Genomic DNA, 13,804 nt, shown 5'->3' with positions numbered 1-13,804 from the left:
GTGTCGCGCTGCGGGGGCGCGTTATGTGGTTTGCGAGCGATGGTGCGGGTCCTTTGGTTGTTAATGTTCAGGCGGTGGCCGAATAGCGGCTTTCACTAGCGTTAGTTGGCGAGTTTCGCGGCTTTCGTCAAGTGACAAGGGCGGGTTTGGGCGGGTTAATGCACGAAATCATTGCAAAAACAGCCGAACACGGCTGGCACGGCCCTGTGCATCAATCACCGATATGGTGACAAATCCGCCGGTATCGGGTTGCCAGCTTGCCTGCCAGTCATAAGGGTCTGCCACAATCGGGCGGCCATTCACCAGCCAGGTAAAGGGCGGCCGACCGGCGCGCAGCTTCAGGATCAGCGGCATGGGCGTTTCGCCATCCAGCCCCAGATCGACCCGGGCCCCATCGGGCGGGTATGAGAATTCTGGCGCTGCCGAATCGCGCAGCGGCACGCCGCGCGGGGTGAAATTGCGCAAAGGCGCGGGCAGTTGCGCATTGCTGACCGTCAGCACGTTCTCGGGTGGCGGCGGCAGTGGAATCGGGGTTGTGCGGATGCGTGCAAACACATCAAACAGCAGCGGGGCGGCGCCATCCAGCCCGCGCAGGCCCGGCACGGCGGCGGCATCGGCCCGGCCCACCCAGACACCGGCCACATAGGCGCCATCATAGCCAAGCGCCCAGGCATCGCGGTAGCCATAGGATGTGCCGGTCTTGAAGGCGATCGTGCCAAAGGGGGCTTCGGCGGGCGGGGGCGCACCGATAAGGATATCGCCGATCTGCCAGGCGGCAGCGGGCAGCAGCACCGGGGCCAGCGGGCCGCTATCGGCCGGGCCGGGTGTGGCGCGCAGCGTCACGGGCTGGCCACCACGCGCGAAGGCAGCGTAAAGTGTTACAAGGTCATGCAGGCTGACACCCAGCCCCCCCAGTGCGATGGGCAGGTCGGGGGCGGCATTGCGCGGCAGACGTGCCTGAACACCGGCGCGGCGCAGGCGCGCCATCAGATGCGCGGGGCCAACCACGTCGAGCAGCGCGACAGCGGGAATGTTCAGCGAAAGCTGCAAGGCGCGCCGCAGGCTGACCTGGCCCATGAAGCCACCATCGAAATTGCGCGGGGCGTAGCTGCCAAAGGCCATAGGCCGGTCGTCGATCAGGGTTTCGGGATGCGCATAGCCGCCTTCGAATGCCATGCCGTAGATCAGCGGTTTCAGCGTCGAGCCGGGCGAGCGGATGGCGCGGACCATATCAATCGCGCCGCGCCGTGCATCGCTGAAAAAGTCGGACGAGCCAAGATAGGCGCGGATTTCACCGCTGGCATGGTCGGCCACAAGGGCCGCGGTTGTCACGCGCGGGCCAAAATCGGCGGCGCGGCTGGCCAGCAGGGTTTGCAGGTCGGCCTGCAATTCGGCATCCAGCGTTGTGGCAATGACAGCGCCCGGTTCCGCCCCTGCCGCCAGCGCATCGGCCAGATGCGGGGCAAGGGCCGGAAAGTCGCGCCGCTGGGCGGGCACAGGGGTTGCGCGGGCGGCGGCGGCATCATCGGCTCTCAGCACCCCGGCCTGAACCGCACGTTCAAGCACACGGTTGCGCGCAATGGTGGCGGCTTCGTTGAACCTGTCGGGGCGGCGCGATGTCGGGGCCTGGGGCAGGGCGATCAGCAAGGCTGCCTCGGCGGGGGAAAGCCGGTTCGGCTCATGCGCGAAATAGGCCAGCGTGGCGGCGCGCAGCCCTTCGATATTGCCACCCATCGGCGCCAGTTGCAGATAGAGCGCCAGCACCTCTTGCTTGGTCAGGCTGCGTTCCAGCGCCAGCGCCAGCCTGATCTGGCGCAGCTTGCCGCCCCATTGCCCGGTTGCGCCATCTTCCAGCAGGCGGGCAACCTGCATGGTCAGCGTCGAGCCGCCCGAAACAATGCGCCCGTTCTTGATGAACTGCCACAGGCCACGGGCCAGTGCGCGCGCATCTACACCGGCATGGCGCTCAAAGCGCCGGTCTTCATAGGCCAGCAGCATGGCGAAATAAAGCGGGTCGACCGCGTCATTGGCCAGCGGCAGGCGCCAGCGCCCATCGGCCACCGGATAGGCGCGCAGCAAAACGCCGTTGCGATCGACCACCGTAACCGAGGTTTCCGGGGTCAGCACGGGCAGGGTGGTGGTGGCCACCCAAACCCAGAACCCCGCCGCAAGTGCAGCCGCCAGCCCAACGGCAACAAGCGCGCGGCGCAGCCAGATCATGGCTGGCGGATGGAAATGCGCCCGGCATTGGTGGTGCCGCGCAGATCGGGGCGATACATGTCTTCAACCAGGGCGGCGGGTTGCTGGAAACTGCCCGGCGAGATGGCCCGCACGATATAGGCCAATTGGAATGAGTCGGTGCGCGACCAGTTGACCGTGGCCACGAAACGATCATCGCGAAACTCGCTATGCAGGGCCACATCATCCAGGCTGAGCCAGTCAAGCTGGCTCAGATCGCCGGCGCGCAGCAGGTTGGGGTTTTCAACCTCGACACCGGCTGGCAGCGGGTCAACGATCATCAGGCGGCCGTTGCGGTCCTGCTCGGGCTGAACACGCAAAATGGCCACGATCCGGTCGTTGACCTGCACATTCTCAAGGTCGACCGGCGTGCCATCCATTGTGTAATACCACCGCTCGATCCGGTAGCCGTTGCTGCTTTCCGGTTCGGGGAAGGCGGGGGCGCCGCGCGTGGTCAGCACGGCCTCGATCGCGGTGCCGGTCGGGTTTTCCAGCACCAGCCCCGGCCCGGCAAGCTCGGCCTCGGTAATCTGGCGCACGCCGGTCAGCGGCAGGGGCGCGCCACCCAGCGTGGCCCCGGCCACGGCGGCATCTTGCGCCATTGCATTGGTGGCCAGCAACATCCAGGCCATATCTTGCGTCGAGCGGTAGCCGCCGCCATAAAAGCTGGCGCGCCGCGCCAGTTCCTGCCGGTCAATCGCGGTGGAATTCACCTCGGCGGCCAGGGTCAGCACGGCCGAAGCGTCGCGCGCGTAAGAGCCGTAATCCGGCCGCCAGCTGCTGCTTTCAACCCCATAGGCAAGCACGCGGGCATTGGCGAGGCCGAACATGCGGTCGGCGCGCAGCTGGTCGCCATAATAGGCCAGTGCCGTGCCCAGTTGGGCCTGTGCCATTGCTGTTGCAAACGCGTTGGCGCGGTTATCGGCGAAATAGCGCAAATCGCCGATGCTGGCGCGGTTTTCACGGGCCAGAACCATCAGCGCATAGGCAATGTCCTGCCCTGCATCCTCGAAATCGGGCGCGTAGTTGACACGGTTGAGCAGGTTGGCAAGTGCCAGATCGAACGCGACATCCGGCACCGTATAGCCAAGCGCGCGGGCGCGTGACAGAAAGTCGGTCACATAGGCATCGAGCCACAGATCGCCCGAATCCGGCCGCCAAAGGCCGAAACCGCCGGAACTGGACTGGTTGGCCAGCACATCGGTGATTGTGTCGCCAATCCGCGCCTGCATCCCTTCTTGCGGGGCAAGCCCCAGTGCCGCGGCCACTTCGCCGACATAGAGCAGGGGGAGGGCGCGCGAAACAAGCTGTTCCGAGCAGCCATAGGGGTAACGGTCGAGCGCGGCCAGCAGCCCCGCCGGGTCGAGCGCGGCAAGCGGGCCCACGCTGAGTGTGACCGTGCCGCTGCCGGGGCGGATATCGGCAAAGGCGTTGCCATCAATGGTGAAAGTGCCGCCATTGGCCGCAAGCCTGATGGGCGTGCGGCGGATGATATCGGGGTCATTTGCCAGCACATTCAGCCGTGCCATTTGCTCCACGATGCGCCCATCGGGCATGGTCATGACAATGCGCAATTCACCAAGCCCCGTGCGGCTGGCTTTTAGCGGAATGTTGCGGGTTGCGCGCGCGCCTTCGGCAAGCTCCACGTTGAACGCCGCCGCGCCTTGCGCCACAGCCACGGGGCCGGAGGCGAAAATTTCCACACCAACCGTGCCAGTCGGCCCGCTGACATGCGCAAGCTCGACCAGCAGCCGGGTATCATCGCCCGGCGCCATGAAGCGCGGTGTTGTGGTGGTCAGCACGATCGGGTCGCGCACCAGCACATCCTGGCTGGCCTGGCCAACGCCCTGTTCGCCCCAGACAACCGCCATGACCCGCACCCCGCCGTTGAAGGCCGGCAGCTCGAAGCTGACGGTTGCCGTGCCATCGGCGGCAATCGTTACCGGCCCGCTGAACCGCGCCAGAAGCTCCTGGGTTGGCGGCGGGGCATTTGTGCGGATATTGGCGCCATCGCCACCGCTGCGAATGGCCGCGCGGCTGGCGGCGCTGGCGTCAATCAGCCGGCCGTAAATGTCGCGCAGCTCCATGCCCAATGCGCGCTGGCCGAAGTAATAGCCTTCAGGGTCGGGCGACTGAAAGCCGGTGATGTTCAGAATGCCGATATCCACCACCGAAACCGTGGCCCAAACCCGCTGGCCGGGTTCAAGGTTGCCCACGTTCAGCCCCACATTCAGCGGGCCGCGCGGCTCGGTTGCATCTGGCAGGTCAAGCGCAAGATCGAGCGCGCGGTTCTGCGGGTCAACCGCCGCATGGGCAAGGCCAAGCGCACGCGCCGGGTTGCGGCCCGCATCGGCATTGCCGGGGCGGATGAGCGAGGCGATGACATAGGCGCCGCTGCCCCATTCATCGGTCACAGGCAGGGTGATTTCGGTTTCACCCGCCGTCACCTCGATGGCCTGCATCGATACCAGCCGGTCGGTCACAACGCGCACAAGCGCCACACCATCCATGCGCGCATCCATGCGCAATATGGCGCTGTCGCCGGGGGCATAGCCGGGCTTATCAAGCGCAACTTGCAACAGGTCGGGCGTGTCGGAACTGCCATCAGCCCCCCACCAGCCCACATAAAAACTGTAACTGCTGGGCAGCACCGCGCCGCTGGGTGAGACGATGCGCAACTCGTAGCGCCCCCATTCCACCGGATATTCGAGCCTGGCGGCCCCATCGGCGCCGGTGGTCAAGGTGCCGGCCCCCACGCGGGTTCGGGTTGTCACCGGCTCCCAGAGCCAGCTTCCGTCGTATGAATACCACTGGTAGCGGCGGTTCACGCGGTTCAGCACCCAGGTCAGCGGGGCGTCGGCGCGCGGGGTCAGATCGGCATTGATGCTGACAATATCAAAAGCGGCATTCTCGTTTTCACCAAGCGTCCAGTCGAACAGCGGTTTGATGCCGATCCCCGGGTTTTCAGGCAGCAGCGGACGGGTAAGCGTGCGCTCGACCGGGCGGCCAGAGCCATCGGCCATGCGCAGGGAAACGCGCATTTCCAGCGGGCGGCTGGTTTGCTCCAGTGCCGGCAGGGCAAGGCTGATCTGGGCCGCGCCCACCGCGTCGGTGGCGGGCAAATCATAAAGTGCGTCGCCTGTGGGAATGAACGGGTCATCCTCCAGCCCGAAATAATAGCCGTCATAGCCGGGGTAGCTGGTGGTGGTGTCGATCTCGATCTCGCCTTCCATCGACAATTCGGCCCCCGGCGCGCCATATAGATAGCGCGCGGCAATATCGAGCGGTGGCAGGTTCCGGGCATCGAGCGCGCCTTCGGGCAAAGCCATTGTAAAGTCGATCCGCTCGGGAATGAAATCTTCCACCAGAAACCGGGCGGTCGACAGGCGCGGCCCGTCCGGGTCGGCATAAAGCTGCATTTGCCAACTGCCGCGCTGCGCGCTTGCGGGGATGGCAAGGCTCAGCACATGGCCGCCACCGCCAAGATCCGGCAGTAGATGGCGCGAAAATTCCACGCCATCGGGGCGGCGGATGATGGCGGTCAGCGGCAGGCCCTCCAGCGCCCGGGCGGCGCTGTCGCGCGCCAGAATAGTGGCGTGAACGGTTTCGCCCGCGCGGTAGATGCCACGGTCGGTCGTGGTGAAAATATCAACCGGGCCGGGGGCGGCGCGACCAGCCACGCCACGGTCTGACAGATCAAACCCGCCATCGGACAGGTCGAGCCAGGCAAAATCGCTATCGGCAGCGGCCAGGGTCAGCATGGCCGGGGCCATGCCGCCGGTTCCCGCCAGATAGCCGGGGTCGATGCGCGCATAGCCCGCCGCATCGGTGGTGGTCTCGGCCAGAATCTCGTTATTCACCGCCAGAAGCTGCACGGTCACATCGGCGCCGGGCGCGGCGCTGGCAAGGCTGCGCACAAATACATGCAGCCCATCGACGCCCTGCATGGTTTCAACCCCCAGATCGCTGACGATGAACCACTGCGTCGCCGCCGCTTCCCAGGTTTCAGAGGTTTCGGGAATGCGCGCGGTTATCGCGTAAACCCCCGGCTCCAGCGCGGGCAGGAAGGCCGAAACCGGCAGGCCGGTGGTGACATCGGCGTTCAGCTCGGTTTGCAGATCGGCCTGACCTTCCCACAGGGCTGCGCCCAAACGCTCGGCAATGTCGGATTCTTCATAGTCAGACATGGCCTGGAAAACATTGCCGCGGCGGATGGCATTGACCAGCCCACGTTCGCCCACGCGGAACAGCCGCAAATCGACCAGGGGCGCGTTGACAGAAACAATCGGCAGGGCCGCATCATCGGTTTTGGGCAGCACATAGGCGCGGCCGGGGAAATAGACCATCGCATCGCGGTCACGCACATAAAGCTGGATATCGACGCTGTTCTCCAAGACCTCGCCATCGGCGGCGGGCAGGCCGGCGCGAACGGTCAGATCATAGGTTTCGCCGTGGCGCGCACCGTCAAGGCAAAGCTGGTTCTGCTCCACCTCGACCGGCAGTTCGGTGCCCTGCATTCGCAGATATGGCGCATAATCAACGCCGGTTTGCACCAGCGGGTCAGAGAATGTCAGGCAGATGCGCGGCTGTTCGGCATTGTTGTCGACCTGATGTTCGACAATGCGAAAGCCGAACAGGCCAATGGCGCGTTGCAATGCCGCATCAATCGTTGCGCTGGGGGCAAGGCCAAGGGCAATGCGCAGCAGCGCAATGGACTGGCGGCCATTATTGGCCTGCTCCATGCGCTCTGCCAGCTTTACAAGAATATCGGCGCGCATATCGGCCCCGGTGCTGCGCAGATAGGCGTTGATCAGCGCGGTCGTCCCGATTTCCCGGTCGCCGTTTCTGGTCGAGCGCAGCATCGTATCGCCAAAGGTGAACCACAGGCCAACATCATCGGACTGGGCCAAAGCGCGCTGCATGTAAAAGGCGTAACTGTCATAGTTCGACGCGCCCCGCGCCTCGTCAGCCAGGCCCAGAAGCGCGGAGACCGGCATTTCACTGGCGCGATACAGCAGGCCAAGGCTGGTGGCTTGCGCCAGGGCCCGGTCCATCCAGAAGCGCGGCAGGCTGGCCAGATCATCCTGACGGCTGCGCGCCAGCGCCAGCGCCTCGGGGCTGGTGCGGCTGATACGGTAGGACACGGCACCGTTGAACGGTTCGGTCAGGCTGCCATCGGTTTTCAGAAAACAGGCATTGGCCGCGGTATTGTAGGTGACGGCATCACAATCCTGATCTGACACACACGCATTCAGGCAAATCTCAAGCGAGGTGTCACGCAGCATCCGAATGTCATTTCCGGGCAGGTCGGTGGCCTGCATCCGGTTGAACCGTTCGGTGGGCATGTAAAGCGGCTGGGCAAGCGCGGCAGTGGCGAGAAAGCTGGAAACAAGGCTGGAAAACAGGGTTTTGCGGGTGAAACGGGTCATCACAATATCCAGAAATTGGGTTCAATCCGGATAGCCTAGCAGCGGCGTGCGATTCCCAAAAGCCTGTTGCGCGGGTTTATAGGCGGTTGAGCAGCAAGATCTGGCAATCGCCCACATTCGTGGCGGTTGCCCCGGTGTGAAGCAGCGCATCGCCTGCCGCCAGCGCGGCATAGCTGTCATTGTTTGCCAGCAAGCGGCGCGAATCATGGCCTGCGGCGGCAATGGCGCGCGCGGTGTCGCCCGTTACTATGCCGCCCGCCGCATCGGTCGGCCCGTCGCGCCCGTCGGTGCCCGCCGACAGAAAGAGCCAGTCGCGCGGCAACGCCAATGCCAGCGCAATCCGCAGGGCAAGCTCCTGATTGCGCCCGCCGCGCCCTGTGCCGGTCACATTCACCGTGGTTTCACCGCCAGTGACAATGGCGCATGGTTGGTTTGGAGCTGCGCGTGCAAGTGCGGCCAGTGTTTCGGCGGCGCTTTCAACCGTGCCGATAAGCGGGAAGGGCGCTTCAAGCAGCAGATAGTCCGGCGGAATGGCCGCGCGGGCCGCGGCGATGCTGATCTGGTTGGCCCCGATCAGCGTGGCATTGGCAGGCGGCAGCGGCGCAGCAGCAGTGGCGGGGGCTGGGGTGGGGGCGGGTGCCGTCAGCACAGCGCGGATATTGGGTGCAAGCCCTGCCCAAAGCCCGCTTTTTTGCAAAACGTCAACCGCCGCGCTGCGCGGGCCGATCGGCGGCAGCGTGGGACCAGAGGCGACGACGGCAAGCTCATCGCCCGGCACATCCGACAGGATCAGGCTGCGCACAACTGCCCTGCCCGCCGCCCGGGCCAGCCCCCCGCCCTTCAGCGCCGACAGGTTCTGGCGCACAAGGTTCATGGCGCGAATATCCATATTCGCGGCCAGCATTTGCGCATTTAGGGTGATTTTGTCGCTCAGGCTGACCCCCGGCACCGGGCTTGGCAGCATGGCCGATGCCCCGCCCGAGACCAGCACCAGAAGCTGGTCTTCGGCTGTCAGGCTTGCGGCAATTTCCAGCGCGCGGGCAGCGGCGGCAAGGCCAATCGCATCGGGCAGCGGGTGGGCGGCTGCGAATATTTCGGCCCCGTCAAGCGCAACGGCATTTTCGGGGTTGGTGACGATCAGCAGCGTTTTGGGCGGCCGGCCCAGTTGGCCGATGGCGGCGCGCGCCATCGGAATGGCGGCCTTGCCCATTGCGATGATGGTCACGGGGCGGCCGGGTGCCAGCGGGCGCTCAGCCAGCGCACGGGCCGTGGCCGGGCCGGGGGCCGCGGCGGCAAGGGCTGCGTCAAACGCCGCAAGCGCGACTTGCCGCAAACTCACAGCGGTTGCGCGCGGGTCGAAACGAGCGTGTAATTCCAGCGCAACACACCGCTGACTTCGGGCAGATTGCGCAGCATGAACACCGCACGAAAGGCCCGCAATTGCTGGGGTGGCACTGTCACGCGTGCCGTGCCTTCATCATCGCCGATGACAATGCATTCCACGACCGGGCTATCGGATTGGGGGCAATCGAGCGCGCGCAATTCGAGCGACATTTCCAGCAGGTTGGCATTGTCTGCAAGGTTCTGCACCTGCCCGAGCATTGTTATGAATCGCGGATCGACAAGGAAATCGACATCGCGCAGCGCCAGCTTGTCGGGGTCAATCGCGGCGTTTTGCGTTGTCTCGGTTGGTTCGCTCACATAGAAATATGTGCCAAACACCCCCGCAATGAGAACAAGCGCGCCAATCGCCCCCAGCCGGTATTCCGGAAACCGCCACAGCACCGCCACCGTCAGGGCCAGCGCAAAAAACATCAGTGCAATTGGCATTGTCCATTTCCCTTTTTTTAATGATGTGGCGCTTGGGGCGCGTTTTGGCAAGGGCTAGTCGGCGTTATAGCCGTGCGGGTTTTGCTGCTGCCAGGCCCAATGATCGGCGCACATCCGGGCCAGATCCTGCCGGGCGCGCCAGCCAAACAGGCTTTGCGCCCCGGCCGGATTGGCGAAATACGAGGGCACATCGCCCGCGCGGCGCGGCGCAATCTGGTGGGCAATGTCAAAGCCGCAGGTCGCCTGCCATTGTGCCAGCACCTGCAGCACCGAATAGGCCTGCCCGGTGCCAAGGTTCACCGCCGGGCATTCGCCCGGCATGGCGTGGTTCAGCAAATAGTTCACCGCAGCAACATGGCCCGCCGCAAGATCGCAGACATGGATATAGTCCCGCTCGCAAGTGCCATCGGCGGTGGGGTAGTCATTGCCGAAAATGCTGAGAATCTGCCGCCGCTTGCCCGCCACCTGTGCGATATAGGGGAACAGATTGGCCGGTTCGCCCAGCGGGTCTTCGCCAATTCTGCCAGAGGGATGCGCACCGACCGGGTTGAAATAGCGCAGGTTGATCGCGCGCCAGCTATGGGCGCGCGCAAAGCCTGCCAGCATGTATTCCACCGCCAGCTTGCTGGTGGCATAGGGGCTTTCAGGGCGCAGGGCGGCGGCCTCGGTCAGCGGCACGAATTCCGGCGCGCCATAAACCGTGGCGGTTGAGGAAAACACCGCGCGCGCAACCCCGGCCCGCTGCATGGCCGAGAACAGCGCAAGCGAGCCCTGGGTGTTGATTTCAAAGTATTTTTGCGGGTTGGCAACCGATTCACCCACCGCCTTGACACCCGCCAGATGCAGCACACAGTCTATCGGGTGCATGGCGAAAATCTGGTCGAGCAATGCGCCATCGCGCACATCGCCGCGGATAAGCTGCACGGGCTTGCCGGCAATTTCACCCACGCGGGCAAGCGCGGCGGGCGAGGCATTTGACAGATCGTCAAGCACCACGACCCTATGGCCATCTTCCAGCAGCGCCACCAGCGTGTGGCTGCCAATATATCCCGCCCCGCCTGTGACCAGTATCGTGCTGTGCATTGCAGTCCTTTCGCGTTGCCTTGCCGATAGCCGATTTCACCGCCCACGGCAACATTGCGCCTTGCCAAGGGCGGCGCTGCGCGGTCATCCTCGAAAGCGGGAGGAGCATATCTGGTGAACCGGCGCATAATTCTTGCGACAACCCTGCTTGCGCTTTGCGTGGCGGCGGGGTTTCTGGGCTGGCAGCGCGCCTATGATCTGGGCGTGGCAGAGCTGCGCAGCCGTGGTGCCACCGAAATGCAGCTTTATGTGGAAACCACGCGCGGGCGGTTGAACCAGTATCGTGCGCTTGCGGCTGTTTATGCGCGTGACCCGCTGGTGCGCGCCGCTGTCGAGACTGGCGCCAATGGCCCCGATATTGCCGCGCTGAACCTTCGGCTGGAATACTGGAATGCGATGAGCGGGGCGGCCGACACCTATGTGCTGGACCGTGACGGGCTGACGATCGCCGCCTCGAACTGGGCGCAGCCCGACAGTTTCGTCGGCAATAATTTTGCCTTTCGCCCCTATTACCAAATGGCCATAACCGGCCAGCTTGGGCGCTTCTTCGGGCTTGGCACCACCTCGGGGGTGCGTGGCTATTACTTTGCCTTCCCCATTCACCGCCCCGGCGAAATTACCGGCGCGGCGGTGGTCAAGGTTTCGGTGTCGCGGATCGAGCGTGAATTTGCCCCCGAAGGCGCAACCGTGTTCATAACCGACAGCGCCGGGGTGATCATCCTTTCAAACGATCCGGCGCTGCGTTTGCGCGCGCTCGCCCCCATCGCCCCCGCCCATGCCGAGGCGATTTTACGCGACCGCCAGTTTGACCTTGGCCAGATCACGCCACTGCAAGCCGGGCTGTTTGACGGGCAGTTGCACCTGAGCCAGCCAATGGCACCCGAAGGCTGGACCCTGCATGTGGTGAAATCGCTGGCGCTTGTGCGCGCACAGGCCTGGGGGGCGGGCCTGCTGGCAGGGGCCGTGGGGCTGATCATCGGGCTGGTGGCGGTGGTGATCTTGCAGCGCCGCGCGCGCCTGCTGGAGCGGCTGGAGATGCGCGCCAATGCCGCGCGGCTGCTGGAGGCTCAGGTCGCTGCGCGCACTGCCGATTTGACCCAGGCCAATGAGAACCTGCACCGCGCACAGGCCGATCTGGTGCAGGCCGCCAAGCTGGCCGCCCTTGGCCAGATGTCGGCCGCGCTCAGCCACGAGTTCAACCAGCCGCTGACCGCCATTCGCACCTATACCGACAATGCGCTGGCGTTTCTGGGCATCGGCAAGCGCGAGCGGGCCGAAGAAAACCTGAGGCGCGTGCTGCGCCTGACCCAGCGTATGGCCGAGCTTTCGCGCCACCTTATCGGCTTTGCCCGCAAGCCGCGCGAAACCGCGCAACCCACGCGGCTGGGTGATATCATGGACGAAACCCTGTCGCTGATGCGCGGGCGCATAGAGCGGGCCAAGGCGAAAATCAGCCTTTCGGGCATTGATGATCTGGTGGTCATGGGTGGGCAGGTGCGGCTGCAACATGTCATGATGAACCTGATCGGCAACGCGCTTGATGCCGCCTTGGGCGCGGGGCGCGTGCCGGAAATTGCGATTGTGGCACGGGTCGACGGTGGCAATGTGATCATCACGGTTGATGATAACGGGCCGGGAATTGCGCCCGAAGCCGCTGAAAAGCTGTTCGACCCGTTCTTTTCCACCAAGGAGGTGGGGCAGGGGCTGGGGCTTGGCCTGTCGATCTCGTTCAACATCATGCGCGATTTTGGTGGCACGATCGTGGCCAGCCGCACTGCGCAAGGCGGGGCGCGTTTCACCCTGAGCCTGCCGCATCTGGACCCTTCACACCAAAAGGCCGCCGAATGAATGTGCTGTTGATAGATGACGAGGAGGATATCCGCGCCTCGCTCAGCCAAACGCTGGAACTTGCCGGCTTTTCTGTGACCGCCTGCGCGCGGGCCGAACGCGCGCTCGACCTGGTCGATGCCGCGTTTGACGGGGTTGTCGTGTCAGACATCCGGATGCCGCGCATGGATGGCATGGCTTTGCTTGAAGCGATTGCGGCGCGCGATGCTGAACTGCCCGTGGTGCTGATCACCGGCAATGCCGATGTGGCGCTGGCGGTGGCGGCCATGCGCGCCGGGGCGCATGACTTCATTGAAAAACCGTTCGAGCCCGCCCGCCTGGTTGAAATTGCCCGCCGCGCCGTGGCCCTGCGCAAGCTGACGCTGGAAAACCGCAGCCTGCGGCGCGTGCTGGAGGGCGATGATGCGCTGGCGGCGCGCATCAGGGGGCGCAGCGCGGAAATCATCGACCTGCGCCGCCAGATTGCGCTGCTCGCACGGCACGATACCGATGTGCTGATCGAGGGGGAAACCGGCACCGGCAAAGAGCTTGTCGCACGGGCCTTGCACGAGCTTTCGGCGCGGGCCGGGCAGCCCTTTGTGGCGATCAACCTGGCATCATTGCCCGCAGCCAGCATCGAATCCGAGCTGTTCGGCCATGTGGCGGGCGCCTTTCCCGGCGCATTGCGCGACAGGCGTGGCCGGTTTGAACATGCGCGCGGCGGCACGCTTTACCTGGATGAGATCGGCGCATTGCCCCCTGGCTTGCAGGTCAAACTGCTGCGCGTGGTTGAAGAACGCGCCATCACCCCGCTGGGCGGTAACGAGACGATTGCGCTCGATGTGCGCTTTCTGGCCAGTTCCAACCAGCCGCTGACCGCGGTTGACGGGTTCCGGCGCGACCTGCTTTACCGGCTCAACCCCGCCAGCCTGCATGTGCCGCCGCTTGCCGCGCGGCGCGGCGATATTCCGCTGCTGTTTCGTCATTTCCTGACCCTTGCCGCCGCCCGCGCCAGCCTGCCCGTGCCCGAGGTTGCCGCCGAAACGCTGATGGCCCTGTCGGCGCGCGACTGGCCGGGAAATGTGCGTGAACTGGCGAATGAGGCTGAACGCTATGTGCTGGGTCTGCAAGCGCCGGGCGATGCGCCCCCGCTGAGCCTGGCGCAACGCGTGGAAGCCTTTGAGCGTGCGCAGATCGCGGCGGCCTTGTCGGCCCATCACGGGGCGCTGCGCGAAACCTACGAATCCCTTGGGCTGGCACGCAAGTCGCTTTACGAGAAAATGCAGAAATACGGGCTGAAGCGCGAAGATTTTGGCGGCGACCTGCCGGACTGAGCCGGCGCTGGGTGGCAATCCACCCATTGCGGGCGCGGCGATGGGCGGAGCCGGGAACAGCGC

General features: G+C 64.8%; 7 protein-coding genes. 2 read left to right on the top strand and 5 right to left on the bottom strand.

Annotated elements, in window-relative coordinates; genetic code table 11:
* Nucleotides 1–168: 168 nt before the first annotated feature.
* The 5 genes from pbpC to galE form a co-directional block, all read right to left on the bottom strand.
* Nucleotides 169–2,220: a penicillin-binding protein 1C gene (pbpC, locus tag LGT41_RS13910; RefSeq protein WP_274127509.1), complete on the bottom strand. Its 2,052-nt coding sequence runs from the start codon at nt 2,218–2,220 to the stop codon at nt 169–171.
* The gene (locus LGT41_RS13905; RefSeq protein ID WP_274127508.1) at nt 2,217–7,667 is read right to left on the bottom strand and encodes an alpha-2-macroglobulin family protein; all 5,451 of its coding nucleotides are present in this window, start codon (nt 7,665–7,667) and stop codon (nt 2,217–2,219) included. The genes pbpC and LGT41_RS13905 overlap by 4 nt, the downstream gene beginning before the upstream one ends.
* Nucleotides 7,668–7,743: 76 nt before the next feature.
* Nucleotides 7,744–9,006, bottom strand: a complete 1,263-nt coding sequence (locus tag LGT41_RS13900; RefSeq protein ID WP_274127507.1) for a glycerate kinase type-2 family protein — start codon at nt 9,004–9,006, stop codon at nt 7,744–7,746.
* A complete protein-coding gene (locus LGT41_RS13895; protein WP_274127506.1) occupies nt 9,003–9,497 on the bottom strand; it encodes a hypothetical protein in 495 nt (164 codons plus the stop codon). Before LGT41_RS13895 ends, LGT41_RS13900 begins: the two co-directional genes overlap by 4 nt.
* Nucleotides 9,498–9,551: 54 nt before the next feature.
* Nucleotides 9,552–10,580, bottom strand: coding sequence for a UDP-glucose 4-epimerase GalE (gene galE, locus LGT41_RS13890; RefSeq protein ID WP_274127505.1), 1,029 nt, complete (start codon nt 10,578–10,580; stop codon nt 9,552–9,554).
* A gap of 114 nt (nt 10,581–10,694) precedes the next feature.
* Here galE and LGT41_RS13885 point away from each other — a divergent pair, with 114 nt between their 5' ends.
* Both LGT41_RS13885 and LGT41_RS13880 read left to right on the top strand, forming a co-directional pair.
* Nucleotides 10,695–12,428, top strand: a complete 1,734-nt coding sequence (locus LGT41_RS13885) for a sensor histidine kinase (protein ID WP_274127504.1) — start codon at nt 10,695–10,697, stop codon at nt 12,426–12,428.
* Nucleotides 12,425–13,741 (top strand): sigma-54-dependent transcriptional regulator, encoded by a 1,317-nt coding sequence (locus LGT41_RS13880; protein ID WP_274127503.1) that lies wholly within the window; start codon nt 12,425–12,427, stop codon nt 13,739–13,741. The genes LGT41_RS13885 and LGT41_RS13880 overlap by 4 nt, the downstream gene beginning before the upstream one ends.
* The last annotated feature ends 63 nt before the right edge of the window (nt 13,742–13,804 follow it).

This window comes from Abyssibius alkaniclasticus (assembly GCF_020447305.1).
Lineage (GTDB): Bacteria > Pseudomonadota > Alphaproteobacteria > Rhodobacterales > Rhodobacteraceae > Abyssibius > Abyssibius alkaniclasticus.
The sequence above is the reverse complement of the archived record's forward strand: the minus strand, read 5'-3'. Positions and strand labels throughout refer to the sequence as shown.

Excerpts from the sequence above, each read along its gene's own strand:
- LGT41_RS13905 (WP_274127508.1), bottom strand. The coding sequence starts at position 7,667 with ATGACCCGTTTCACCCGCAAAACCCTGTTTTCCAGCCTTGTTTCCAGC.
- LGT41_RS13895 (WP_274127506.1), bottom strand. The coding sequence starts at position 9,497 with ATGCCAATTGCACTGATGTTTTTTGCGCTGGCCCTGACGGTGGCGGTG.
- LGT41_RS13880 (WP_274127503.1), top strand. The coding sequence starts at position 12,425 with ATGAATGTGCTGTTGATAGATGACGAGGAGGATATCCGCGCCTCGCTC.
- galE (WP_274127505.1), bottom strand. The coding sequence starts at position 10,580 with ATGCACAGCACGATACTGGTCACAGGCGGGGCGGGATATATTGGCAGC.
- pbpC (WP_274127509.1), bottom strand. The coding sequence starts at position 2,220 with ATGATCTGGCTGCGCCGCGCGCTTGTTGCCGTTGGGCTGGCGGCTGCA.